The organism is Pseudonocardia sp. KRD291 (genome assembly GCF_019263595.1).
GTDB lineage: Bacteria > Actinomycetota > Actinomycetes > Mycobacteriales > Pseudonocardiaceae > Pseudonocardia.
In genome coordinates this window covers 1-23,802 of record NZ_JADQDD010000066.1, presented here as the reverse complement: position 1 = coordinate 23,802, position 23,802 = coordinate 1, and the positions used below count along the sequence as shown (strand labels likewise).

The window sequence follows — 23,802 nt, the reverse complement described above, 5'->3', positions numbered from 1 at the left end:
TAGCGGCAAGGCTCCACAACGCGACGGGGGTGGGGTCAGCGCAGGGTTACCGGGAGGGTGGCCAGGCCTCGGAGGGTGACGTTCTCCTTCCAGGACGGCTCGCCGGCCAGGCGCAGGTCCGGGGCCCGGCGGGCCAGCTCGCGCAGGGCGGTGCGGCCCTCGGCCCGGGCCAGTGGCGCGCCGAGGCAGAAGTGGATGCCCTGGCCGAACGCCAGGTGTCGCGACGGCGGACGCGTCACGTCCAGGCGGCCCGGGTCCTCGTGCGCGGCCGGGTCCCGGTTGGCCGCGCCGACCAGGGTCAGCGCGACCGTCCCGCGGGGGGTGGCGACGTCGCCGATGGCCGTGTCCTGCAGCGCCTGACGGACGGTGAGCTGGACCGGTGAGTCGTAGCGCAGCAGCTCCTCCACGGCCGGTTCGGCGACGTCCGGGTCGTCGCGCAGGGCCGCGAGCTGCTCGGGGTGGCGCAGCAGGGCCAGTGTGCCGTTGCCGATCAGGTTGACCGTCGTCTCGTGGCCCGCGGTGAGCAGCAGGATGCAGGTGACCAGGAGCTCGTTCTCGGTGAGTGTGTCCCCGGCGTCGGAGACCCCGACCAGGGCCGAGAGCAGGTCGTCACCGGGGTCCGCGCGGCGCCGCGCGGCCAGCTCGCGGAAGTAGTCGCTGTACTCCTCGCGGGCGGTCGAGACCGCGGCCAGGGTCTCGTCGGAGAGCAGGAACGCCGGGTCGGTGCCTCGGGCCATGGCGTGCGACCAGCCGGCGAAGCGCTCGTGGTCCGACGCCGGGACGCCGAGCATCTCGCTGATGATCCGCACCGGCAGCGGCTCGGCCAGCGCCTTCAGGAGATCGACCTCGCCGGCGTCCAGGGCGGCGTCGATCAGCTCGGTGGTGATCTCCTCCACCCGGGGGACGAGCCCGGCGACGGTGCGGGCGGTGAACGCCTTGGACACCAGGCGCCGCAGCCGGGTGTGGTCGGGCGGGTTCAGGCCCAGGAACGAGATCACCGGACGGCCGTCGTCGTCGAGCAACGAGGTGTCGCTGCCGCGGGGACGGCCACCGCCCAGTGGGCCGGGGACGTCGTCGTCGGGACCGGCGTGACCGAAGGCGGGGTCGCGCAGCACCGCCGAGCAGGCCTCGTGCGAGCTGAGCACCAGGAAACCGGGCGCGAGCTCGGCGACCGGGGCGTTGTCCCGCCACCGCCGGTAGGCGGGGTAGGGGTCGGCCCGGTGCTCGGGGGAGAACAGGGTGGCGAGATCGGGTGCGTCGGTGGTGGTCACGATGTCTCCTCGGGTACGGAGAGGCCGTCGAACAGCCAGGTCAGGGCACGTCCGTACAGGTCGTCGGGCACGCTCGCCGGGTCCAGGCGCCGCTGGCGCACCAGGCCCTGGAACATGGCGAGCACCACGGTGGCGATCTCGTCGTCCCGGGCGGCCCACGTCTCGTCGTCGCGGGCGCGCTGCTCGCCGACGAGGGTGGACAGCGCGTCGTGCGGCCCGCGCATGCCGGCCGAGAGCCGCTCGCGCGCTCGCGGGTTGCGCACCGCGTAGGCCCAGAGCTCGGACTGCAGCAACGTGAGGTCGTCGGCGTCGGCGACCCGCACGAGCTGCCGGCTCAGGGCCGCCATCGGGTCGGCGTCCGGGCCGCCGGCCAGCAGCTTCGCGGCGTCGGCGACGTGGGCGTTCGCCCGGTCCGAGACGAGGGCGAGCAGCAGCTCCTCCTTGTTGCGGAAGTTCGAGTAGAGCGCGCCGACCGAGTACCCGGCCTCGGCGGCGATCTCGTCCACACCGGCGCCGGCATAGCCGTTGCGGGCCACGATCCGCTCGGCCGCGGCGAGCAACGCGGCGCGCGTCCGGGCCTTCGACTCCGCTCGGCTCATCCGGGGCACGGGCCGAGTGTGCTCCGCGAGCGGTCGTCATCACAAGAGCGATCGTTAGTCGAGATTTGGACGTACCGGCTGTGACCACCGAGACGGTCGGGAACCGGATCGGTAGCCCGGGAGTTTCACCTGTCGTGAACCAACCGACCGGGCTGACCGGACCGACCGGCGCGACCGGGCCGATCGGCCGACCGGGGGCGCGCGTGCTGCTGCGGGTCGCGATCGTGGTCGCGGTGCTGCTCGCGTTGGTGCTGGTCGAGACGTCGTCGCGGTCCGGGGTGCTGTGGCGGCTGACGACGTTCACCTACCAGGTCAACGTGCTGGCGGCGGCGTTCTACGCATGGTCACTGGTCTCGTCACGGGCCGACACGAGGCCGGGCCTGCGGGGTGCGGTCGTGCTCTACGTCGTCGTGGCCGGCCTGGTCTGGAACGTGTTCCTGACCGACCAGAGCATGGGATACACCCCGGCCAACGTCCTGCTGCACGTCGTGATGCCGGTGCTCGCGATGGGCGACTGGCTGCTGGTCGGACGCAGCCAGGGCGACGTCCGGTGGTGGCAGCCGATCGCGTGGCTGGCCTACCCCGTCGCCTACCTCGGGCTGGCGCTGGCGGTGCTCAACGAGGCCGGGCGGCGCGCGCCGTACTACTTCCTCGACCCGGGCTCGGTCGGCGCGGCCGCGGTGGCCGGCAACATCGGCCTGCTCGCCCTCGGTTTCGTCGGGCTCGGGTACGTGATCTCGGCACTGGGCCGGGTCGCGGTCGCGGCCCGGCCCGAGCCGCTGCACCCGGCCCTCCCGACCCCGCCGTAGACCCCGGCGCGCTCCCCGGAGGTCGTCCCGCGAGAAATGGCTCACGAACTCGGAGAGTTCGCGAGCGAGTTCCTGCGACGACACCCCGCACCGGGAGCCGGCGCCCATCGACCGGCGCCCATCGACCGGAACCACTCGGCGTCGTGCCGGGCCGGCCCCTACGCTGCGGTGATGGTCCGCAGGTCGCGCCCGGCGCGGGTCGAGGACGTACACGCCCTCGCACTCGGGATGCCGCACGTCGCGGTCCTGCACGGGGGCCGGGGTAACCCCGTCTACCAGGTCGGGGGCAGGTCGTTCGTCTTCTTCCGCACCCCTCGCCCGGACGCGACGGACCCGGAGACCGGTGAGCGCTACCCAGACGTGATCGTGTTCTGGGTGGAGTCCGACGCCGACAAGCTGGCCCTGGTCGCCGACGCGGGCACACCGTTCTTCACCACCGCGCACTTCGACGGCCACCCGTCGGTCCTGCTGCGGGCGAGCAGGCTCGGCGAGATCGGCCGCGACGAGCTGGCCGAGGTCGTGCAGGACGCCTGGCTGGCCCGGGCATCGTCGCGCCGGGCCGCGGCCTGGCTCGCCGAGAACCATCTGGACGGGTAGCTACCTGCCCGGGTCCGGCACGACCGCGCGGCGACGGGCATCCTCGAAGGAGGTGGTCGCGCCGTGCGCTCGCCGCGAGGAGGACCCCATGCCGCAGGACCCGTTCCGGGACGCGTTCGGCCCGCTGGAACCGCTGCTGGGCCGGCTGTTCGAGAGCCTGGGGGACCCGGACGGGCCGTTCGGTGACGGCGACCGGCCCGACACCGACCGGCGCCCGCCGGGTAGCCGCGGAACCCGGGGCCTGGACCGCTTCGGTCGCGACCTCACCGCGGACGCCGCGGCCGGGCGCCTGGACCCGGTGATCGGCCGCGACGACGAGATCGACGCCGCCCTGGAGGTGCTGGGCCGCCGGGCGAAGAACAACCCCGTACTCGTCGGCGACCCCGGCGTCGGCAAGACCGCGATCGCCGAGGGCATCGCGGCGCGGGTGGCGAGCGGCGACGTCCCGGCCGTCCTGCGCGGTGTCCGGGTGATCGCGCTGGACCTGGCCGGGATGGTGGCCGGCACCAAGTACCGCGGCGAGTTCGAGGAGCGCCTCACCGCCGTCATCGACGAGGTGGTGGCCGCCGACGGGCGGATCGTGGTCTTCGTCGACGAGCTGCACCTGGTCGTGGGCGCCGGCGGCGGCGCCGACGGGGGAGCGATGGACGCCGGCTCGATCCTGAAGCCCGCGCTGGCCCGCGGCGCGCTGCGCATGGTCGGAGCGACCACCACCGGGGACTACCGCCGCTACATCGAGAAGGACCCGGCCCTGGAGCGGCGGTTCGAGCCGGTCGTGGTGCCGGAGCCGACCGAGCCACAGACCGTGGCGATCCTGCGCGGCCTGCGCAGCCGCTACGAGAGCTACCACGGCGTCACCCTGACCGACGGCGCGCTGGACGCCGCCGTCTCGCTGTCCGCGCGCTACGTACCGGACCGGTTCCTGCCGGACAAGGCGATCGACCTCGTGGACCGGGCCTCGGCCCGCGCCGGCATGCGCACCGGGACCGGGGACGCGGCGGCCGGTGCGGCGGCGCGGCAGGTCGAGGAGCTGCGCCGGGCCCGCGAGGTCGCGGTGGACTCCGAGGACTTCGAGCGGGCCTCGATGCTCACCCGCGAGCTGGACCGGCTGCAGCCGCCCGGCGCAACCGGCGGGCGTCCGGAGATCACGGCCGAGGACGTCGCGGAGATCGTGTCCCGGCGCACCGGCATCCCGGTCGCGCGGCTGGGCACCGACGAGCGGGACCGCCTGCTGGCACTCGAGGAGCACCTGCACCGGCGCGTCGTCGGGCAGGACGAGGCGGTCGAGGCCGTCGCCGACGCCGTCCGCGCGGGCCGCGCCGGCCTGGGGCACCCCGGACGTCCGGTCGGGTCGTTCCTGTTCCTGGGCCCGAGCGGGGTCGGCAAGACCGAGCTGGCCCGCGCGCTGGCCGAGGCCCTGTTCGACTCCCCGGACCGCCTGGTCCGGCTCGACATGAGCGAGTACACCGACCGCTCGTCGGTGACCCGGCTGATCGGCGCCCCGCCCGGCTACATCGGGCACGACGACGCCGGGCAGCTCACCGAGGCCGTCCGCCGCACCCCGTACTGCGTGCTGCTGCTCGACGAGATCGAGAAGGCGCACACCGAGGTCACCTCCACGCTGCTGCAGGTGCTCGACGCGGGCCGGCTCACCGACGCGCGCGGGCGCGTCGTCGACTTCCGGCACACCATCGTGATCATGACCAGCAACCTCGGGTCCGAGCAGCTGCTCGCCGCGGCGGCGTCCGGCACCGCGCTCGAGGCCCTGCGGGAGCCGCTGATGGGGCTGGCGCGCAGCCGGTTCCGGCCGGAGTTCCTGAACCGGATCGACGAGGTCGCGCTGTTCGCGCCGCTCTCGGCGCCCGAGCTGAGACGGATCACCGCGATGCTGCTCGACGAGACCGCGGAACGGCTGCGCGCCCAGGGCGTCACCCTGGACGCCGACGAAAACGCGGTCGACCTGCTGGCCCGGCGCGGGCACCGGCCCGAGCACGGCGCCCGCCCGCTGCGCCGCACGATCGGCCGCGAGGTCGAACGCGAGCTCTCCCGGTTGCTGCTCGCCGGCGACCTGCGGTCGGGGCAGCGTGTCCGTCTGACGGCGGTCGGTGAGGACCTCGACCTGCGGGTGCAGGGGTAGGGGTCAGGGCCGCAGGTGCGCGGTCGCCTCGTCCTCGGCGCGCTGCCAGATCTCGAGGGCCATCGGGTTCTCCGACTCCTCCAGGATGTGCCCGACCAGCCCGATCGCGCGGGCCATCACACCCAGGCCCCGGACCGTCCGCACGGGCAGGCCGAGCTCGCAGCACAGCGCCCCGATCGCGCCGGTGGCGTTCACCGGCAGCTCGCGGCCGAAGGACCGGCTCGCCTCGGCGCCCACCAGGTTCATCAGCTCCACGTAGCGCCCGGAGAGCCCCTCCTCGGCGGCGATCTCGAACAGCCGCGGAGTGCGCGGGTCGACCGGCTTGTGCAGCGGGTGCCCGATCCCGGGGACGAGCTCCTTGCGCTCCCGGAACCCGGCCACCACGGTGGCGGCGACCTCGTCCAGGTCGGCGGTGCCGTCGTCGTCGCGCAGGGCGTCGCTCAGCAGCCGCGCCGAGCCCTCGGTGGTGCCGACGAACACGGTGCCCAGCCCGCAGAGCCCGGCCGCGACCGCGGCCTGCAGCGACTCGGGGGCGCCGGCGTAGGTCATCCGCGCCACCAGCGAGCTCGGTGTCAGCCCGTGCTCGACGAGCGTGAGCAGCAGCGCCTCGTACACCCGCGCCTCCGACGGCGTCGGGCGCCGGGCGGTGAGCTGCAGGAACGAGAAGTCGGCCAGCCCCATGTGGCCGAGGACCTCGCCGGGCAGGTCCAGACCGCGCACGGTGATCCGGTCCGACGTGCTCCAGGCGATCTCGGAGCTGATGGGTCTGGGCTCGCGGGTCACGCGGTCTCCTCGGTGAGGGGTGTGGCGGCCGCGACGGCGGTGGTGATCGCGTCCGCGATGTCGGCGACGGCGTCGCGGGCGACGTCGAGGTGGTTGTGCAGGCGCAGGAACCCGTGCGTGACGCCCGGGTACCGCTTGGAGGTGACGTCGACCCCCGCCGCACGCAGTCGCTCGGCGTAGGCCTCGCCCTCGGAGCGCAGCACGTCGTACTCCGCGGTGACCACGGCGGTCGGCGGCAGCCCGGCGAGGTCGCCGGCCCGCAGGGGCGCGACGTCGGGGGACAGGTGGTCCCGCGCCGGCGCGTAGTGGTCGAAGAACCACGCCATGTCCCGCGCCCCGAGGCCGAGGCCCTCGGCGCAGTCGCGGTAGCTCTCGGTGTCCCGCGCGCCGTCGGTGACCGGGTAGACCAGCACCTGCAGCGCAGGAGTCACCTGCCCGCGCAGCCGCCGGACCGCGACCGTGGCGAGGTTGGCGCCCGCGCTGTCCCCGGCCACGACGAGCGGGAGGCCGGAGAACTCGGCCTCCCCTCCGACCCAGGTCAGGACGTCCTCGGTGTCCTCGAGCCCGGACGGGAACGGGTGCTCGGGGGCGAGGCGGTAGTCCGGCAGCAGCACCGCGCAGCGTGAGCGGTGCGCGAGCTCGCGGCCCAGCGTGTCGTAGTCGTCGACCGTCCCGACGACCCAGCCGCCGCCGTGCAGGTACACCACCAGCCCGGTCACGTCGCCGTGCGGGACGTGCAGGCGCGCGGTCAGCGACCCGCCCCGGGTCGGCACGGCGACCTCACGGGACCGCGCCATCTCCGGTCCGGGGCCGATCGCCGCGCGACCGGCCTCGACCAGGGCGCGGGCCTGCGCGGGGGTCGCGTCGGACAGCGCGGGCGCGCCGGCCTCCTTCTGCGTCGCGAGCATCGTCGCGACGAACGGGTGCAGGGTCATCAGGGGTCTCCCTCCTCGGGCCGGCGAACGTGCATGACCCGCGCCGGAAGCTAACAGAGCCGCCTGGCCCGCCGCCGCGGATCTTCGCCACACCGGAGCCGGTCTCGGCGACGGCGGCGTTCGGCTGCCGTAGGGTCGCCGGAATGGTCACCCGCCGTCACCTCACCCGCGCGCCGTCGGTCGCCGACTGGGTCGCGCCCTGGATGCAGATGGGCGAGATCGCGGTGACGGCCCCGCTGGTGATCGGGTACCGGACGGCGCGGATCCTGACCGGCGGGTTCCCGCCCGCCGCCCGCGAACGGCGCGAGTACACGCGGATGGTGCAGGAGAAGGTCGCCGGCTTCTCCCGGGCGGCGGTGGCCGCGGCGACCACGACCCCCGGCCCGGCCGCGGCGAGCGCGGCACTCACCCCGGTGAGCACCCGGGTGCGGGCCAACGCGAAGCGCCTCGCCCGCGGCTGAAGCGGACGAGCCGGACCGAGCGAGGGGTCAGAGCGCGATCTCGTCGGCGACCGGCCGCTCGAGGGAGGTCCCGAGGATCCGGCGGCGCAGGGCCTGGCGGTCCCCCGGGGCCGGCACCGTGGTGTCGACGAAGTCCCGCAGCAGCGCGGCGAAGCGCTGCGGCTGCTCGGCGTGCGGGAAGTGGCCGGCCTGCTCGAAGATCTCCAGCCGGCTGCCGGGCAGGCGCGCGTGCGCGGCCTTCGTGTGCTCCAGGGGGATCACCCGGTCCCGGCCGCCGCCGACGAGCAGCACCGGCACCTCGGTCAGCAGGTGCAGCCGCTCCGCACCGTCGAGGCGCTGCCCGGAGGGCTCCAGCGCGCCCCGGACGGTCTGGACGAACGCGCTGCGCGTGCCGCGGTCGGCGAACGACTCCCACGCGGTGTAGACACCGTCGAGGTCGGACCCGGGGGCGCTGCCGACGGCGTGCGCGACACGATGCACCGTGCGGCGCACCCAGCGCGGCGTCAGCGACGCCGCCGACCGCAGCACCAGCTCGGTACCGGGCAGGCTCGCCGCGCGCAGGGCGAGGGTCAGGTCGTGGCCGAGGCCGCCGCTGGAGACGAGCACGAGGCGCTCGGTGAACTCGGGGAACTGGTGGGCGAACTGCATGGCGACGCCGCCGCCGAACGAGTGGCCGACGACCGTCACCCGGTCCACGTCGAGGGCCACGAGCAGGTCCCGCAGGCCGGTGGCGAAACCGCCCAGCGAGTAGTCGCCGCTGTGCGGGGCGTCGCTGCGCCCGTGCCCGAGCATGTCGGGAGCCAGGACGTGCACGTACCGGCCGAGCGGTGCGATCACCGGGGCCCAGGTCTCGGAGCTTCCGGCCAGGCCGTGGACCAGCAGAACGGCGCGGCGACGACCGCGCCCGGCCTCGGTGTAGCTCACCCGGTGACCGTGCAGTGCGATCTCGTGCTCCGCAGGTACCTCACCTGCCATTTCCGACACCTCCGCGATCGTGGATCCTGCGCACTTCGCCGGGCGTAGGTCCCCGACGCTACCCGCGGCCCGGTTCCGGCCCCGGCCGGTGTGGCGGGCGACTCCGCCTCGATCCGACCGTTGTGTCCCCCGTCGCGCCCGTCCACCTGCACACTTGCCGTCACGCACGCGCGGGTAACACAGTGGTGTCCGACGACACAGCCGATGTCCGGGGATGCCGGGTGCCGGGACGGTCGGGGCGGAGGTGAGTCGTGACGGGTGTCGTCCCTGGCGTCGGCTCAGGTGTCGTCCTGCGGTCCGGGCCCGCCCGGGTCGCCGGTCACCTGATGCCCGCCCGGGCGTTCGACGCGGCGTGCGCGATGGTCGTCGACCATCTCGCCGAGGTCGCACCGATGGGCATGTGGGCCGTCACCCGGATCGTCGACGACCGCCAGATCATCCTCACCGCACGGGGCGAGGCCTACGCCATCGGCCCCGGCGACGAGTTCCCCTACGAGGGGTCGCTGTGCCGCTGGATGGTCTCCGGACAGGCACCGCGGATCGCGCCCGACGTGGCGGACGTCCCGCGGTACGCGGTCGCCGCCGCGGGGGCGCCGGTCGCCGTGAACGCCTACGTCGGCACCCCGATCGTCGACCCGGACGGCAACCTGTTCGGCACGGTGTGCGGGATCGACCCGCACCCGCACCCGCGCTCGGGCCGCGACCGCGCCGAACCGAGCCAGTCGCTGCTGGACCTGCTCTCGAGCCTGCTGGCCGCGGTGCTGCAGTCGGACCTGCAGGCCACGGCCGCGGCGCGGGAGCTCGACAGCGCTCGGGCCGAGGCCGACCGGGACGTGCTGACCGGGCTGCTCAACCGCCGCGGCTGGGACCGCTACCTCGAAGCGGAGGAACAGCGGTTCCGGCGCTTCGGCGACCAGGCCACCGTCGTGGTGCTGGACCTGGACCACCTCAAGATCGTCAACGACACGCTGGGCCACGACGCCGGGGACCGCCACATCCGCCGCGCGGCGACCGCACTGGCCGGTGCGGTCCGCGAGGGCGACGTCCTGGCGCGCCTGGGCGGCGACGAGTTCGGCATCATCGCCGTCGGGGCCACGAGCGAGCAGGGCCGCCTGCTGGTCGCCCGCGCGGCCGACGCGCTGGCCCGGGCCGGCGTCGAGGGGTCGTTCGGGCACGCGCCCTACGGTGTGGTGGCGGGCTTCCCCGGTGCGGTCCAGGCCGCGGACCGGGCGATGTACGAGGAGAAGCTGGCGCGTCGCGCGGGCGTCGCCGCTCCCCGCGTCCACCGCATCGCCCGGCACCGCCGGGCGGACGGCGGGTGACGTCGGCACCGCCGCGTGCGGTGCGGACGCCGTGGTGCTGAGATGGCGGGGTGACCGACATCGAGCGCGCACTGATCGTCGCCGCGCACCCGGACGACATCGACTTCTCCTCCGCCGGCACGATCGCGACGTGGACCGACGCCGGTGTCGCCGTGTCGTACTGCATCGTGACCGACGGCGACGCGGGAGGCTTCGACGAGGACGTCCCGCGCTCGGAGATCCCCGGGATCCGGCAGTCCGAGCAGCGCAAGGCCGCCGCCGTGCTCGGCGTGACCGACATCGACTTCCTCGGCTACCCGGACGGCCGGCTCACCGTGACCCTCGAGCTGCGCCGCGACATCTCCCGGGTGATCCGGCGGGTACGCCCGGACCGGATCGTGGTGCCCTCGCCGGTCCGCGACCTGAAGAGCCTCTACGGCAGCCACCCCGACCACACCGCCACCGGCGAGGCCGCGATGTGCGCCATCTACCCGGACGCGCGCAACCCCTACGCGCACCCGGAGCTGGCCGCGGAGGGGTTCGCCGCCCACACGGTGCCGCAGACGTGGGTGAGCAGCGCGAACGACAGCGCCGACCACTACGTCGACATCACCGACGCGTTCGACCGCAAGGTCGCCGCCCTGCGCGAGCACGTGAGCCAGACCGAGCACATGACCGGTCTCGCGGACATGCTCGCCACGTGGTCCGGGGCGCAGGCGAAGGCGGCCGGGTTCGACAGCGGCCGCCTCGCCGAGGGCTACCTCGTCCTCGACACCCGCTGAGCGGCTATGAGCCGCCGCCGAGCTGGCCCTGCAGCTGCTGCTCGTACTGCTGCTGACACTGCAGGACCTGGGCCCGGTCCCCGCCCGCCTGCGATATGCAGTCGACGAGGTCGCCGCCGCCGGTGCTGGCGAACAGGGTGGCTCCGAGCACCACGACCGCGACCGAGGCGATCAGCCCGAGCGCCCCGGTGACGATGCCGGCGATCGCGACGCCCTTGTTGGTCGCGATGCCCTTGCCCACCCGCCGCACACCGACGATCCCGAGGATCACCGCCAGCAGACCGAGCGGGATGCCCAGGACCACACCGATCACGGTGATCGTCACGACGAGGGCCAGGATGCCCAGCACCAGTGCCGCGATGGCGAGCCCGTTCTTCGGCGACCGCGGTCCCGCGCCGTATCCGGCCGGACCCGGGTAGCCGCCCGGGTTCTGCGGGTAGCCCTGCTGGCCGGCCTGGCCCTGCGGGTAGCCCTGCTGGCCGGCCTGTCCCTGGGGATATCCCTGCTGGCCGGCCTGTCCCTGGGGATATCCCTGCTGGCCCTGTGGGTAGCCCTGGTTCGGGTCGTAGCTCGGCTGGTTCGGCTCCGACCCCGGGTACGGGGGCTCTCCGGACGGTGTGCTCACCTGCGGTGTCCTTCCAGAACATGTCCCCGTGGGGGCCGGACGTGGTCGTCCGATGCGCGCATGATGTCGGGTTCCCGTGGTCCCGTCCACCGCGATCCTCTCCGGTCGGGCGGTGCCCGTCAGCCCTCGGTCGCCCGCCGGGACAACGGGTCGGGACGGCCGTCCGCGCGCGGACGGCGGGTCGCGGCGGGGGGCGGGCGCAGCCGGCGCGCGAGGTCGTCGTCGGCACGCCGGGCCGCGGTGGCGGGGACCCGTGCCGCGATGCCGTCCACCAGCACGTCCAGGGCGAACGCGAGGCGGTCGTCGTCGTCGCTGGTGCGCCCGGGGCCGTGCTCCCGGGCGATCCCGATGACCGCGTAGGTGACGAGCCGGGCCGCCGCGGCCGCGGCGTCGCGGTCGAGTCCGGCCGCGGCCGCGGCGCCGGCCAGGGCGTCGGAGAGGGCGCGGGCGCGCGGGCCGGCGGGACGGACGGGGTCCAGCAGGCGCGCGCCGTCCCGACGGGACAGCAGCGCGTCGTGCAGGCGGCCGGCGAGCACCCGCAAGCGGTCCGGCCAGGCGGGCGGCAGCGGGGTCCGGACACAGCCGGAGAGCAGGGTGTCGGCCATCAGGTCGAGAAGCGCCGGTTTGCCGCTGGCGTGCCAGTAGACGGTGTTGAGCTGTACCCCCAACCGGGCGGCGACCCGCCGCATGGTCAGGGCGTCCAGGCCGGCGTCGTCGAGCTCGTCGAGCGCCGCCGCGACGACCCGCTCGGCGTTCATGCCCGTGCGCTGCGCCACCTGATCCCCCCTCTTGAACGAGGATCAAGGCTATCGCACGATCGCGTTGATCGTCGTCCAAGTGGTGGGTCGCCCGGTTCAGGCCCTCAGATCAACGGCACCAGCAGCACGGCAGCCACCAGGAGCAGGACCCCCATGGTGGCACCGAGCAGCGTCCACAGCACGGCGAGGCGTGTGTCGCGGCCGGCGGTGACGCGGGGCGGCGAGACCATCACCCGTCCGACCGGGGTGCGGTCCTCCGGGGAGGCCGAGCGCTGCATCGGGATGAGGGCGGCCAGCGACACGGGCGCGGGGAAGTCGGGCACGGGCGAGTCGGGCAGGCGGGGCGTGGTCATCGTGGCTCCACGGTTCGGCAGGTGGTGTCTGCTCGTCGTGGACCGCGCGCAGCCCGTTAGCCGAGCCCCCTCCCGATCATCAGAACGGGGTACGCCCGCGCTGCTCGGAGGGCCTCGGGACACTCGGGCCGGTCAGGGCGGGCCGGTCCAGGGCGAACGCGTCGACCGGGTACCGGGTGGCACCGGTCATCGCCAGGTCGGCGAGGATCCGGCCCCACAGCGAGGCGAACGCCGACGCGTTCCCGGCGCCGACCGCCACGCTCACCCGCGGGCAGCCGGGCACGGTGTCGAGGACGACGTTCTGGTCCGGCGCGATCGTGTACAGGAAGGTCCTGGTGTAGAGCTCCGGACCGCCGAAGCCGGGAAGGTGCTCGGCGAGGAACTCCTCCTGCCGCTTGCGGCGTAGCGGGTCCGGCTCGTCGGTGTGGCTGTCCGCGGTGACCTCGTGCCCGCCCATGTGCTGGCCCAGCCTCGTCGCGACCTCGCCGTGCACCGGGACGCCGTGGAAGGTGTCGGCGCCGTGCCACATGAACACCGGGAACCGCTCCGGCGAGAAGTCGATCAAATTCGGCGTCGCGTAGTGGGTGACCTGCTCCTGGGTGACGGTCAGCGGCAGGGCCGGCCTGCCCACCTGCGCGAACAGGCCGCCGAGGACCTCGTTGGTGCGCGCGTCCGCGGCGACGACGACGTGCTCGGCGCGGTAGACCTCGTCGTCGGTGACGACCTCGACGTGGCTGCCGGCGTCGTGCACCGCACGGACCGGGCTGTTCTCCCGGATCTGCGCGCCGTGCCCGCGGGCCAGGGCGACGTGCGTGGCGTCGGCCCGGCGGGCCTCGACGATGCCGCAGTGGCGCTGGTACACGGCGCGCTCGGAGCCGTGCAGCCGGAACTGCGGCCAGCGCGCGGTGAGGGCCTCCGCGTCGAGCTGCTCGACCTCCACGCCGTGCCGGGCCGCGACCTCGAGGTGGCCCTCGACGGTGCGCGACCCGGTGTCGATGCCGCGCCGGGCGTCGACGTCCTCGATCACCAGCCCGCCTGCCTCGGTGACCAGATGCTGGCCGGACAGGCACTCGATCTGGCGCCAGGTCTTGTACGCGGCGGGTGCGAGGGCGGCGTAGGCGTCCTGGTGCCGGGCGTGGCGGACGACCCGGCTGTGCTCCCCGCCGGCGCGGTGCTCGTGGCCCGGCGTGTGCCGTTCGAGGCCGAGCACGGACCCGTAGGGCGCCGCGGCGCGGGAGAGCCAGTAGAGGGCGGCGGAGCCGATGCCGCCGCACCCGATGACGACGAAGGTGTGGTCGGTGTTCACGCGGCGCGCTCCCGGTGGGTCGGAGACAGCCCCCACCTTGGGCGCCCGCACCGCGGCACGGGGCCGATCCGCGATCGGCGTGCACGATGCTCTGATAAGCCGGTCCTTATGCTCGGCGCATGGACGTCGAGCTGCGCCAGCTGCGCGTGTTCCTGACCGTCGCCTCCGAGCTGCACTTCAGCCGGGCGGCGGCGCGCCTGCACGTCAGCCAGCCGGCGCTGAGCCAGCAGATCCGCACCCTGGAGAAGGCGCTCGGCACGTCGCTGTTCGACCGCACCAGCCGGGCGACCGAGCTGACCGCGGCCGGGCGGGTCCTGCTCGACGCCGCACCGCGGGTGCTGTTCGAGGCCGAGCGGGCCCAGGCCCGGGTGTCGCAGGCCGCCGAGGGCGCGAGCGGGCTGCTGGTCGTCGGGTCGGTCGGGACGGCGCTCGCCTCGATCGCGCCGCGGATCCTGCGCACCGTCCGGGCGCGGTTCCCGGACCTGCAGCTGGAGGTGTCGCAGCACGACACGGGCGCGCAGATCGTGGCGCTGGCCGAGGAACGCCTCGACGTCGGCCTGGTCCGCGCGGCCGCACCCACCGCGGTGGTGACCGTCGAGGAGCTCGTCGCCGAGCCGTTGCTGGCGGTGCTGCCCGGCGACCACCCGCTGGCCGCGCACGACACCGTCGACGCCGCGGACCTCGCCGGCGAGCCGTTCGTGCTCTGGCCGCGCCCACTGGGTTCCGCGTTCTTCGACATCCTCACCGGCTACTGCCGCGAGCACGGGTTCTCCCCGCGGATCGTGGCCGAGGGCGCCGACATCGAGACCCAGCTCAGCCTCGTCGCAGCCGGTCTGGGGGTGTCGCTGCAGCCGTCGTACTACGCGAACCTGCGCCCGCCGGGGGTCGAGTTCCGCCCGCTGTCCGGGCAGGTGCCGACGGTCGCGCTGCAGGTCGCCTGGCGGCGCCGGGACGGCTCCCCGGCGGTCGGGCACTTCGTCGAGGCTGCGCGGGAGTGCGCGGCGGCGGGCTGAGCTGCTGGCCGGGCGCCGGCGTGGTTGGCTGACCGACCGTGGACGGAATCGAGCAGTGGACCGCGGCCCAGCAGCGCGTGATCGCCCTCGTGGGCGGGCGTAGCGTCGCGCAGACCGAGGTGACGGTGCCGGCGTGCCCGGCCTGGACCGTGCGGGACCTGTTCTCGCACATGGTCGGGCTGGGCAGCGACGTCGTCGCCGGCGACGAGCCGGACGACCACAACGAGACGTGGACGCGCAAGCAGGTGACCGCCCGCGCGGACCGCGACGTGGCGTCGCTGATCGCCGAGTGGGAGGCGACCGCGGAGCCGCTGCGCGAGTGGATGCGCGCCCACGGGACCCGCCCGCTGGGTGACGTGACGATCCACGAGCAGGACCTGCGCGGCGCCCTGGGGGAGCCGGGGGCGCAGGACACCCCGGCACTGGCCGCGATGCGCGACACGTTCGTCGGGCGGTTCGGGAAGAAGCTCGGGGACCTGCCGCCGATCGCGCTGGTCGGCCCGTCCTGGCAGTGGGTGTCGGCGGGGTCGGTCGACGACGCCGCGGTGCTGGTGCGGGCCCCGGACTTCGACCTGGCGCGTGCGGTGATGTCGCGGCGCTCGGCGAACCAGCTGCGCGCCTGGACCGAGCGCGGGGACGTGGGGCCCTACCTGGAGGCCTTCGCGGTACTGGGAAGCCTGCCGGAGGCGGACCTGACCGAGTCCTGACCTCGACCGCGGCCCCGTACCCGGCCGCCCCGGGTTACCGTCGGTCCATGGTTCTGCGGGCCCGCGAGATCATGACCGAACGCGTCGTCACGGTGTGGGAGGACGCACCGCTGTCGCGGGCCGAGCAGCGGATGGCCGAGTTCCGCTACAGCGCCCTGCCCGTCGTCGACCGCGCCTTCCGGCTGGTCGGCATCGTGAGCCTGGTCGACCTGCTGCGTCACCGCGACGACCCGGACGCGGCCACCGTCGCCGACGTGATGACCCGCGACGTCCTCTACATGTCGCCGACGGCCAACGTCGCGATCCTCGCGCACCGCCTGCGCGCCTACGGCGAGCTGCGGGTGATGCCGATCGTGGACCGCGGGGTGCTGGTCGGGGTCGTGACGCGCAGCGACCTGCTGCGCCGCCGCACCGCGGGGAGCAGGGTGCTGCGCTCGGTCCGCCGCGCCGTCGGGGCGGACCGAGCGGCGATCGACCTCCCGGTGGCCGCCCCGCGCGGCGCGGGGCGGATCGGCGACCGGGACCCCGCCACGCTGCGGGTACGGGACGTGATGACCGCCGACGGCCTGGTGACCGTCGGCCCGGCGACCCCGGTCGACGAGGCCGCCGAGGTGATCCTGGCCTTCCGCTTCACCGCGGTGCCGGTCGTCGACATCGACGACCGGCTGGTCGGCATCCTCAGCGAGGCGGACCTGATGAGCGGCCCGCTGCACGGCGGGCGCCGCACCCGGGCCCGTTCCGTCGGTGAGGCGATGACGCGCGACGTGGAGGCTCTCGGCCCGGACGAGCCGCTCGGCCGCGCCGGTGCCCTGCTGACCGGGCGCGGGTTCCGGGTGGTGCCCGTCGTCGACACCGACGACCTGCTGGTCGGGGTGATCAGCCGCAGCGACCTGCTGTAGGCCCCGGGGACTGGCTCCTCAGCCCGCCTCGGGCGGCCGCAACGCCTCGGCGCGCACGGCGAGAACCTCGCGCAGCAGGTCCGGACGGTCCGACAGCAGCCCGTCGACTCCCAGGTCGAGCAGCGTGTGCATCGACCCGGGCTCGTCGACCGTCCACACGTGCACCTCGCGGCCCGCGGCGTGCGCGGTACGGACGAACTGGCGGTCGACGACGGTCAGTGGCCCGAACCGGACCGGCACCTGCGCGACCTGCCCGTGCACCCCCGGTAGCACGGCTCCGACCACGCCCGCGGCCTGCAACGGCCCGGGCAGCGCGTCGAGCCAGGCCCGCCCGCGCAGGCCCAGCACCCCGCGCTGTCCCAGCGACGTGCACAGCCGGGGCCCGGCCTCGGACCGGGCGCGGACCAGGCGGGACTCCTCGAACGAGCCGAGGCAGACCCGGTCCCAGGCGCCGAGCCGTTCGAGCACCGCCAGGGTCGGGGCGACGACGTCGTCGGACTTGAGCTCGATCGTCACCCGGGTGCGCGGGACCGCGCTCAGCACGGCCTCGAGCCGGGGCAGCGGCTCCCGGCCTCCGACCGTCACCTCGTCCAGCTCCGCGGCGCGGTGGTCGGCGATCCGTCCGGTCGCGTCGGTGGTGCGGTCCAGGTCCGGGTCGTGATGGATCAGCGGGACGCCGTCCGAGCTCGCGTGCACGTCGAGCTCGACGTAGCCGAAGCCCTCGTCGGCGGCCCGCACGAACGCGGCCAGGGTGTTCTCGCATCCCGCGAGGTCGCCGACGTGCCAGCCCCGGTGGGCGTACGCGCGCGGATACGGGCCGTCGAGATAGGGATGGCGGTCGCCCATGGCGCCAGCCTCCCATGCCGCCGGACGCACGCGTTGGCGCCGGGCGCGGCCACGCACCCGGGGCGGGCGTCGTCGTTCAGCTGCGCCGGGGCAGGTGGAACCGGTCCGCGGACAGCAGCGGGGCCATCAGGTCACCGTGGCGCTGCAGCCGGTCCGGCAGGTCGTCGGCGACGAACCGCAGGTCCTCGGCCGCCCGGCAGGCGCGGACCTCGTCCCAGGTGACGGGGGTGGCCACGGTCGGCCGTTCCCGGCCGCGCAGCGAGTAGCTCGCGACCGTGGTCTTGGCCGTGTTGTTCTGGCTCCAGTCGACGAACACCCGGCCCTTGCGCCGCGCCTTGGCCATCACCGCGACCACCTCACGCGGACGGTCCGCGGCCAGGCGCTCGGCGACGTCGCGGGCGAACTCGGAGGTCTGCTCGGCGCGGGTGACGTGCACCGGGACGTAGAGCTGCAGCCCCTTCCCGCCGGACGTGCGCGGCCAGGCCCGCAGGTCGTGCTCGGCGAGGACGTCGCCGAGCCACTCCGCGACCCGACAGCACTCGACGACCGAGGTCCCCTCGCCCGGGTCCAGGTCGAACACGACCAGGTCCGGCGGCAGTGTCGATGCGCGTTCCGCATCCGCTCCACGCTGCCGCCCGTCGCGCGGGCCCAGCCGCCACTGCGGCACGTGCAGCTCCAGCGCGGCCAGGTTCGCCGCCCAGGCCAGCCCCTCGGCACTGTCGATCATCGGGAACTCCGCGGACTCCGACCGCCCGCCCGGCGTCCCGACCCGCGCGGTGCGCACCCAGCCCGGGGCGTGGCGGGCCACGTTCTTCTCGAAGAACGACGGCTTCTCCACCCCGTCCGGCCAGCGCACCATCGTCAACGGCCGGTCCGCGATGTGCGGCAGCATGACCTCGGCGACGGCCAGGTAGTGCGCCAGCACGTCGGTCTTGGTGGTGCCGGTGCGGGGGTAGAGCACCTTCCCCGGGTTGGTCAGGCGCGCACGGCCCGCGCCGGCCGGCGCGGCGGCCGCGGGCTCCGTGGAGCTCGTGCGGGCGGCGCCGGGGGAGCGGGGCGCGGCCGCCGGGACCTCCACCCAGTCCGGGTTCGGCACGACGTCGGTCCGGTAGGTGGAGTCCTCCCGGACGGCGACGACGGCCGGCAGCCCCTGTGCCCGCGCCGCCTCGAGCAGCTCCGGACCGGCGTCCGGGTAGACCGGGGCGACCCGCCAGTGCGGCCCGTCCAGCGGCAGCGCGTCGAGCCGGTCCCGGCGCTCGCGCAGCGGCCGGTCGCGCAGGTCCTCGCCCCCGCTGTGCAGGACGTCGCAGACCCAGAGGTCGCCGCCCGCGGTCAGCTCGGCGTCGAACAGATGGCCTCCCGCACCGAGCGTCGGCCCGAACCGGCGCAGCTGGGTGGGCAGCGCGATCTCCTGCCACCCGCCGGCGCCGTCCGGGCCGGTGAGCGCGACCCGCCCGCCGTCGCTGCGCACCAGCACCCGGCGTCCACCGAAGCGCACCCGCAGCCACCAGCCCGCGCCGTCGGGCAGCGCGTCGGCCGTCGCGGCCTCGACCAGCGCGGCGTCGCGGGGGAGCGGCTCACCGGCGGGGGCGCCCGCAGCCTGGTCCTTCGCCCGGCGCAGCAGCCAGGTGTCGCGCTTGCCGTCCGGGCGGTGCAGCAGCACGAACCGGCCGTCGGCACGCTGGCCGTGCAGGACGACGGCCACCTCCCGGTCGTTCCACTTCTCGGTCTCGTAGCGGCCGTGGTCCCAGACGCTCATGTGGCCGCCGCCGTACTCGCCGGACGGGATCTCACCGGCGAAGTCCAGGTACTCCAGCGGATGGTCCTCGGTACGGATCGCCATCCGCACCGTCGAGGCGTCGGTCGGCAGGCCCTTGGGCACCGCCCAGGACGCGAGGACGCCGTCGCGTTCGAGCCGCAGGTCCCAGTGCAGCGCTGTCGCGTGGTGCTCCTGGATCACGAACCGTTCGCCCGCGCCGGTGACCTCGGGATCGGTGTCCGGTACGGGCTCGGGGGTGCGCCGCGGATCGCGCTTGCGGCGGTAGTCCTCCAGCGGCACCCGGCCAGCCTAGCCATGCGGCCGGTCCCGGGCGTCCGGATCTCTTGTGTCCAAGGGTGGTCAACTGTCAGGATAGGGTTGCCTACATGAAGGGTGGGGTCACGTTGTTCGCCTGTATCTGCGCCGCGGCCACCGAGTCCGAGGTGCGTCACTGCGTCCGGTCCGGAGCGCGTTCGGTCGAGGAGATCGGCGACGCCTGTGGCGCCGGCTCCGGATGCGGTTCGTGCCTCAACACCCTCGACGTGCTTCTGGTGACGACGTCCGCGCCCACCGATCTGGACGGCCTCGCGGCGAGCGCCTGAACCTTTCGGTTCCCTTTTCCCAGGTAAGCCTGCACGAATCTGAGTCGGTCCTGGGCGGATTACCCTTTCGGGTGGTGTCCTAGATTTGTCGCGTCCGGGAACCTTGCGACGAATCGAGAAATCCGATGCGCGGCGACGCCGAGGTAATCTCTCTGCTCAACGACCAGCTGACCAGCGAACTCACGGCCATCAACCAGTACTTCCTGCACGCGAAGATGCAGCAGAACTGGGGCCTGACCAAGCTGGCGGCCTACACCCGCAGCGAGTCCATCGACGAGATGCGGCACGCCGAGAAGATCACCGACCGAATCCTGTTCCTGGAAGGTCTGCCCAACTACCAGCGGCTGTTCCAGCTGCGGGTCGGACAGACCGTGCGCGAGCAGCTCGAGGCGGACCTGTCGATCGAGCTCTCGGTCGTCGAGCGGCTGCGTCCGGGCGTGAAGATGTGCCGGGACAAGGGCGACATCACGACCGCGAACCTGTTCGAGGAGATCCTCGCCGACGAGGAGCACCACATCGACTACATCGAGACCAACCTCGAGCTGATGGACAAGCTGGGCGAGCAGCTGTACCTGGCCCAGCTCGTCGACCAGCCGCCGAACCCGGGCTGAGTCCTCGCGCGAGCCTTGTTATGACAGTTTCCGTCTGACTCGGAGGTCTCACCGCGCGAGCGCGGAGGATCGAAGATACGTTCGATCCATGACCGATGAGCACAACACGGAAGCCGTCGACCCGGGGACGCCGGAGAAGGACCCCGCGAACTGGACGACCGGCGACGAGCCGATGACCGGACCGCAGCGTTCGTACCTCGAGACGCTGCTACAGCAGGCCGGCGCCGACGCGCCGGAAGACATCGACAAGCTCTCGAAGTCCGAGGCGTCCCGCAGGATCGACGATCTGCAGGACAGGACGGGCCGCGGGAACTGACGTGACGCGCGTGGGCCGTCGGGTGCGAATCCGGCGGCCCACATGCGTGTCCGGCCCCTCTCGGCTGCTGATCCACGGGTGTCCGTTGAGCCGATAATGTGCGTTATGACAGAACGACCGTTGCTCCACCGTCTACGGGTCGGAGGTCAGCGCGCGCGTCGGGAGCCGAGGACGGACAGGCCGTCGTCGGCGGTCACCAGACAGTGCAGGGTGCGGGCCCGCGGGCGGGTGGCCCACCACAGCCGCAGGTGGATGCGGTCGATCGCGGCCCACCGGCGTCGGCCCGGATCGGCCCCGTGCCTCGGGCGCGCGCCGGACCGCAACTCCGCCCGCCGGGCGGCGACGACGGCCCGGAGGTAGTCCTCAGTCGGCACGGTCGGCCTCGGGAGGCCTGCGCATCGAGGTGGCGCCGAACACCTGCGCGGCCCGCGCACCGGCCGGGCGCGCGGACGGGTCACCTATCCGGTCGTTGTAGCGGTGCACCACCGCGCGGATGTCGGCGGTCATCTCGGCCAGCTCGTCGGGGGTCACGAACGCGACCGTCTCGGTGACGCCGGTGGCATCGACCCATCGGGGTTCCTCCCGGCCGCGCCACCGGATCCACGACTTCAGGTGTCCGACGAGGTGGTCCATCGACACGTCGCTCAGGGCGACAGCCGCGACAGCCGCCTCGTCGTCGAGCCCCTCCCCTCCGGCCCGCCAGCTCCGGTCGACCACGACCAGCTGCCACGGCTTCTCCCGGCCGGTCCCGCCCTCGGCGGCCTCGACGAAGCCGTACCGGGCAAGGGTGTTGAGGTGGTAGGAGCAGCTCGCGACGCTCTCCCCCGTCAGCTCCGAGCACCGCGTCGCCGTCATCGTCGGCTCGAGGTCGAACTGCTGCAGGATCTGCCAGCGCACCGGATGCGCCAACGCTCGGAGCGTCTTCTTGTCCGTGATCCAGTTCGGGTTCGCGGGATCCATCGGCTGCGGTCGGGACGCGGTCACACCCGGAACGCTCGCATAGCAAGAACTCTTTAGCAAGAACTCTTGTTAGTCTGTCCCGCCGAACCCTCGGCACACAGGTTCGACACCCGACACACAGGTCCTACGGTGTGTGCCGGGTATCGACGCCATGTGAGAGGGCGCCTACTTGCCCCGGCCGGTCGTCGGGATGATCGCCGGATTGGCTTCGGCCGACGCCGCGGACTTCTTGTCGGCCCGCTTCTGTTTGAGGGTCTTGCCGGACTTCTTGCTACTGGCCTGGCGCGGGGACTTGTCGGACATGCTCGAACTCCTCGGTACGCGTGGCGGAGCCGCCACGCCCGGTGGCGCGCCGGACGGCGCGAGCCGAGCAGGTCCTCGGTCGACCCTGTCCCCGACTCTCCTCCGGCCCGCACACCTGCGCAACGGGCCTGCGCCGGAGGGTCGGGCACCCACGCGGCGCGGCGCCGGTGCGGCGACCGGTCAGGCCCGGGCGAGGACCGCGTCGTCGTCGGCGGCGTCGGTGTCCGACCAGGTCGGCCCGGTAGGCGGGTGTGCCAGGTGCCAGCGCACCGACTCCACCACCCGCGAGCTCGGATCCGCGGGCGCCCAGCCGAGCAGCTCCTCGGCGCGCCGGACCGAGAACAGCAGGTGCTGGGCCGGGGCTGCGGTCAGGGCGAGGTCGGGCGGCAGCGCGTCGTCGGGCACCCGGACGAGCTCGGCGTCGGAGCAGGCGGCGGCCAGGATCTGCTCGAACCAACTGCGCATCGGTAGCGTCCGCGGTTCCCCGAGGTTGACGGCCAGCCCGTCGGCGCGCCGGGTGTCCAGGGCCGCGAGCACGCCGACCGCGAGGTCGTCGACGTGGGCGCGCGTCCAGAGCAGGTTCCCCGCCCCGAGCGGGATCCGGCGCCGCCCGGCACGGAGCCGCCGGAGCACGACGTCCTCCCGGCGCTGGTCGTCGTGCGGCCCGTAGATCAGCGGCAGGCGCAGAACCGCGGCGCCGCGCGGAAGCCAGCGCTCCTCGACGTCGAGCTTTTCGTAGTCCTCGGGAACACCGCGCAGGCCCAGCCCGGCGTAGGGGCGGCGCCCCCGTCGCAGCTCGGCGTCCTCGTCCAGCGGGACGGCGGCGTCGCACCGCCCGGACCGCAGCCCGGCATAGGCCTGGTAGACGTCCTGGCTGGACAGCACCACGGTCGGGACCTCCGGCAGGACCGGCGTCACCGCATCGACATCGCCGCCGGTCAGGGGCGCCGAGTCGACCACCGCGTCGGGTCCGAAGTCTCGGACCGCGGCGACGTGCGCGGCCAGGTCGCGACGTTCGCAGTGCAGGTGCCGAACCGGCACCCAGCCCTGCGGCTCGGCTCGGCCGCGGTGCACGACGAGCACGTCGTCGCCGCGCTCGTGCAGGCGCTCCGCCACGCGTCGTCCGAGGAACCCCGTCCCGCCCAGCACCAGAACCTTCACGATCTCCAGCCTGGCAGCGGCCGGCAGGCGCCGGGCCGATGTCAGCCCATGGCGAACAGATCGGCCCGGTGTCGCGCGGTGGACACGAGAGTATGACGCTTCTACGCTTTGGGTATGACTTCCGAGCGTGTGACCGTGAGCCTGCCCCCGGAGCTGCTCGCCGACGCCCGGGAGGCCGTCGAGGCCGGTCAGGCCGCGAGCCTGTCGGCGTTCGTCGCGAACGCGCTGCACACGCAGCTGTCCCGGACGCAGGGGCTCTCCGAGCTCCGGCGCGTGCTGGGCGGGCGGCCGGAGCAGCGCGCACTCGACGCGGTACGCCGCGACCTCGGACTGCCCGCCGGGCCGGCGTCCGCGTGATCGCCGGCCGCGTCCTCGACGCGGCAGCACTCGTCGCGTTCGCCTCGCGCACCTCGGTCTACGCCGAGGCCCTGGTCTGGACGGCCGTCGAGGAGGGGATCGTCCTCGACGTGCCCTCGAGCGCCGTGGCCGCGGCATGGTCGCGGCTCGAGGAGACCGACCGTCCGGTGCTCGACGTGCTGCTGCGCCTGCCGGTGACCGTGGTCGACGACCTCACGGCGGAGCGGGCCCGCTCTGTCGGCGGCGTGGGCGGCGACCCACTCGACGCCCACGCGCTCCTGTGCGCGACCGAGCGCGGATGGGCAGTCGTCACCGCCGACCCGACGCGCTACGCCGTCCGCCCGGACACGGGGGCCGAGATCGAGCCGTTGCCCTGACCACCCGTCGCCCCGACCGCGCGGTCGCGTGCCGGCGCATCCTCCGCGGCCCCCCGTCGTTGATCTGATCATCAGCACGGAGCGCAACGAAGCGGGGGCCGAACGGATGAATCGACGTCGATGGGCAGCGATCGGGACGGCGGTGGCCGCGTTGACCGCGGTACTGGCCGTGGCGCCACTGGCCCAGGCCGCGCCGGAG

Annotated in this window: 29 protein-coding genes; 14 read left to right on the top strand and 15 right to left on the bottom strand. The window is 74.1% G+C overall.

Translation table 11 applies throughout. The features are described 5' to 3' along the window. Positions 1-35 precede the first annotated feature (35 nt). Together I4I78_RS12060 and I4I78_RS12055 are read right to left on the bottom strand one after the other, a co-directional pair. Entirely contained in the window at positions 36-1,271 is a 1,236-nt protein-coding gene (locus I4I78_RS12060; protein ID WP_218611366.1) for a cytochrome P450, read from the bottom strand. Continuing rightward, positions 1,268-1,870, bottom strand: coding sequence for a TetR/AcrR family transcriptional regulator (locus tag I4I78_RS12055; RefSeq protein WP_218611365.1), 603 nt, complete (start codon positions 1,868-1,870; stop codon positions 1,268-1,270). The genes I4I78_RS12060 and I4I78_RS12055 overlap by 4 nt, the downstream gene beginning before the upstream one ends. A 134-nt stretch (positions 1,871-2,004) precedes the next feature. Between I4I78_RS12055 and I4I78_RS12050 the strand changes: the two genes are divergently transcribed. The 3 genes from I4I78_RS12050 to I4I78_RS12040 all read left to right on the top strand — a co-directional run bounded on the left by I4I78_RS12050 (position 2,005) and on the right by I4I78_RS12040 (position 5,413). Then, a complete protein-coding gene (locus I4I78_RS12050) occupies positions 2,005-2,679 on the top strand; it encodes a Pr6Pr family membrane protein (protein WP_308252047.1) in 675 nt (224 codons plus the stop codon). Positions 2,680-2,850: 171 nt separating this feature from the next. Next, positions 2,851-3,276 carry a hypothetical protein gene (locus I4I78_RS12045; protein ID WP_218611364.1) on the top strand — a complete coding sequence of 142 codons (426 nt, stop codon included), beginning with the start codon at positions 2,851-2,853 and terminating at the stop codon, positions 3,274-3,276. Between the two features lie 88 nt (positions 3,277-3,364). After that, positions 3,365-5,413 (top strand): ATP-dependent Clp protease ATP-binding subunit, encoded by a 2,049-nt coding sequence (locus tag I4I78_RS12040; RefSeq protein WP_218611363.1) that lies wholly within the window; start codon positions 3,365-3,367, stop codon positions 5,411-5,413. A 3-nt stretch (positions 5,414-5,416) separates the two neighbouring features. Here I4I78_RS12040 and I4I78_RS12035 read toward each other — a convergent pair whose 3' ends face one another. Both I4I78_RS12035 and I4I78_RS12030 read right to left on the bottom strand, forming a co-directional pair. Continuing rightward, entirely contained in the window at positions 5,417-6,196 is a 780-nt protein-coding gene (locus I4I78_RS12035; protein ID WP_218611362.1) for a citryl-CoA lyase, read from the bottom strand. Beyond that, on the bottom strand, positions 6,193-7,131 hold the full coding sequence (locus I4I78_RS12030; RefSeq protein WP_218611361.1) for an alpha/beta hydrolase: 939 nt from the start codon (positions 7,129-7,131) through the stop codon (positions 6,193-6,195). The genes I4I78_RS12035 and I4I78_RS12030 overlap by 4 nt, the downstream gene beginning before the upstream one ends. 143 nt (positions 7,132-7,274) lie before the next feature. On the opposite strand from I4I78_RS12030, the gene I4I78_RS12025 reads away from it, so the two are divergent. Continuing rightward, positions 7,275-7,592, top strand: coding sequence for a hypothetical protein (locus I4I78_RS12025; protein WP_218611360.1), 318 nt, complete (start codon positions 7,275-7,277; stop codon positions 7,590-7,592). A gap of 27 nt (positions 7,593-7,619) precedes the next feature. Here the strand turns inward: I4I78_RS12025 and I4I78_RS12020 are convergent, their stop codons facing one another. Then, positions 7,620-8,567 carry an alpha/beta fold hydrolase gene (locus I4I78_RS12020; RefSeq protein WP_218611359.1) on the bottom strand — a complete coding sequence of 316 codons (948 nt, stop codon included), beginning with the start codon at positions 8,565-8,567 and terminating at the stop codon, positions 7,620-7,622. A gap of 251 nt (positions 8,568-8,818) precedes the next feature. On the opposite strand from I4I78_RS12020, the gene I4I78_RS12015 reads away from it, so the two are divergent. Then, on the top strand, positions 8,819-9,889 hold the full coding sequence (locus tag I4I78_RS12015; protein WP_308252046.1) for a sensor domain-containing diguanylate cyclase: 1,071 nt from the start codon (positions 8,819-8,821) through the stop codon (positions 9,887-9,889). Positions 9,890-9,939: 50 nt separating this feature from the next. Further along, positions 9,940-10,650 (top strand): PIG-L deacetylase family protein, encoded by a 711-nt coding sequence (locus I4I78_RS12010; RefSeq protein ID WP_308252045.1) that lies wholly within the window; start codon positions 9,940-9,942, stop codon positions 10,648-10,650. Between the two features lie 4 nt (positions 10,651-10,654). Here the strand turns inward: I4I78_RS12010 and I4I78_RS12005 are convergent, their stop codons facing one another. From I4I78_RS12005 to I4I78_RS11990, 4 genes are all read right to left on the bottom strand, one after another. Then, positions 10,655-11,275, bottom strand: coding sequence for a DUF4190 domain-containing protein (locus I4I78_RS12005; RefSeq protein ID WP_218611358.1), 621 nt, complete (start codon positions 11,273-11,275; stop codon positions 10,655-10,657). Positions 11,276-11,394: 119 nt separating this feature from the next. Then, a complete protein-coding gene (locus I4I78_RS12000; protein ID WP_218611357.1) occupies positions 11,395-12,051 on the bottom strand; it encodes a TetR family transcriptional regulator in 657 nt (218 codons plus the stop codon). Between the two features lie 86 nt (positions 12,052-12,137). After that, entirely contained in the window at positions 12,138-12,386 is a 249-nt protein-coding gene (locus tag I4I78_RS11995) for a hypothetical protein (RefSeq protein ID WP_218611356.1), read from the bottom strand. A gap of 79 nt (positions 12,387-12,465) precedes the next feature. Continuing rightward, the gene (locus I4I78_RS11990) at positions 12,466-13,692 is read right to left on the bottom strand and encodes an FAD-dependent oxidoreductase (RefSeq protein WP_308252044.1); all 1,227 of its coding nucleotides are present in this window, start codon (positions 13,690-13,692) and stop codon (positions 12,466-12,468) included. Positions 13,693-13,811: 119 nt separating this feature from the next. Between I4I78_RS11990 and I4I78_RS11985 the strand changes: the two genes are divergently transcribed. The 3 genes from I4I78_RS11985 to I4I78_RS11975 are packed head-to-tail and all read left to right on the top strand — an operon-like array spanning position 13,812 to position 16,311. Beyond that, entirely contained in the window at positions 13,812-14,705 is an 894-nt protein-coding gene (locus I4I78_RS11985; protein ID WP_218611355.1) for a LysR substrate-binding domain-containing protein, read from the top strand. Between the two features lie 38 nt (positions 14,706-14,743). Continuing rightward, complete coding sequence (locus I4I78_RS11980) at positions 14,744-15,412, top strand: maleylpyruvate isomerase N-terminal domain-containing protein (protein WP_218611354.1); 669 nt, start codon at positions 14,744-14,746, stop codon at positions 15,410-15,412. A gap of 47 nt (positions 15,413-15,459) precedes the next feature. Beyond that, the gene (locus tag I4I78_RS11975) at positions 15,460-16,311 is read left to right on the top strand and encodes an HPP family protein (protein WP_218611353.1); all 852 of its coding nucleotides are present in this window, start codon (positions 15,460-15,462) and stop codon (positions 16,309-16,311) included. An 18-nt stretch (positions 16,312-16,329) separates the two neighbouring features. Here I4I78_RS11975 and I4I78_RS11970 read toward each other — a convergent pair whose 3' ends face one another. Together I4I78_RS11970 and ligD are read right to left on the bottom strand one after the other, a co-directional pair. Continuing rightward, complete coding sequence (locus I4I78_RS11970; protein ID WP_218611352.1) at positions 16,330-17,157, bottom strand: glycerophosphodiester phosphodiesterase family protein; 828 nt, start codon at positions 17,155-17,157, stop codon at positions 16,330-16,332. Positions 17,158-17,233: 76 nt separating this feature from the next. Next, positions 17,234-19,216: a non-homologous end-joining DNA ligase gene (gene ligD / locus I4I78_RS33805; protein WP_218611351.1), complete on the bottom strand. Its 1,983-nt coding sequence runs from the start codon at positions 19,214-19,216 to the stop codon at positions 17,234-17,236. An 86-nt stretch (positions 19,217-19,302) separates the two neighbouring features. On the opposite strand from ligD, the gene I4I78_RS11960 reads away from it, so the two are divergent. The 3 genes from I4I78_RS11960 (at position 19,303) to I4I78_RS11950 (ending at position 20,445) form a co-directional block, all read left to right on the top strand. Beyond that, entirely contained in the window at positions 19,303-19,518 is a 216-nt protein-coding gene (locus tag I4I78_RS11960) for a bacterioferritin-associated ferredoxin (protein WP_226379551.1), read from the top strand. Positions 19,519-19,643: 125 nt separating this feature from the next. Further along, the gene (gene bfr, locus I4I78_RS11955; protein WP_218611350.1) at positions 19,644-20,129 is read left to right on the top strand and encodes a bacterioferritin; all 486 of its coding nucleotides are present in this window, start codon (positions 19,644-19,646) and stop codon (positions 20,127-20,129) included. Between the two features lie 88 nt (positions 20,130-20,217). Continuing rightward, positions 20,218-20,445, top strand: a complete 228-nt coding sequence (locus I4I78_RS11950) for a DUF3072 domain-containing protein (protein ID WP_218611349.1) — start codon at positions 20,218-20,220, stop codon at positions 20,443-20,445. A gap of 146 nt (positions 20,446-20,591) precedes the next feature. Here the strand turns inward: I4I78_RS11950 and I4I78_RS11945 are convergent, their stop codons facing one another. From I4I78_RS11945 to I4I78_RS11930, 4 genes are all read right to left on the bottom strand, one after another. Then, positions 20,592-20,819, bottom strand: coding sequence for a hypothetical protein (locus tag I4I78_RS11945; protein ID WP_218611348.1), 228 nt, complete (start codon positions 20,817-20,819; stop codon positions 20,592-20,594). Next, positions 20,809-21,429, bottom strand: a complete 621-nt coding sequence (locus I4I78_RS11940) for a helix-turn-helix domain-containing protein (protein WP_218611347.1) — start codon at positions 21,427-21,429, stop codon at positions 20,809-20,811. Before I4I78_RS11940 ends, I4I78_RS11945 begins: the two co-directional genes overlap by 11 nt. 141 nt (positions 21,430-21,570) lie before the next feature. Beyond that, positions 21,571-21,708 carry a hypothetical protein gene (locus tag I4I78_RS11935; RefSeq protein WP_218611346.1) on the bottom strand — a complete coding sequence of 46 codons (138 nt, stop codon included), beginning with the start codon at positions 21,706-21,708 and terminating at the stop codon, positions 21,571-21,573. A gap of 180 nt (positions 21,709-21,888) precedes the next feature. Next, complete coding sequence (locus I4I78_RS11930; protein WP_218611345.1) at positions 21,889-22,869, bottom strand: NAD-dependent epimerase/dehydratase family protein; 981 nt, start codon at positions 22,867-22,869, stop codon at positions 21,889-21,891. A 114-nt stretch (positions 22,870-22,983) separates the two neighbouring features. Between I4I78_RS11930 and I4I78_RS11925 the strand changes: the two genes are divergently transcribed. Further along, positions 22,984-23,226, top strand: a complete 243-nt coding sequence (locus I4I78_RS11925; RefSeq protein WP_218611344.1) for a ribbon-helix-helix domain-containing protein — start codon at positions 22,984-22,986, stop codon at positions 23,224-23,226. After that, the gene (locus I4I78_RS11920; protein WP_218611343.1) at positions 23,223-23,603 is read left to right on the top strand and encodes a hypothetical protein; all 381 of its coding nucleotides are present in this window, start codon (positions 23,223-23,225) and stop codon (positions 23,601-23,603) included. Before I4I78_RS11925 ends, I4I78_RS11920 begins: the two co-directional genes overlap by 4 nt. Positions 23,604-23,802: the final 199 nt, after the last annotated feature.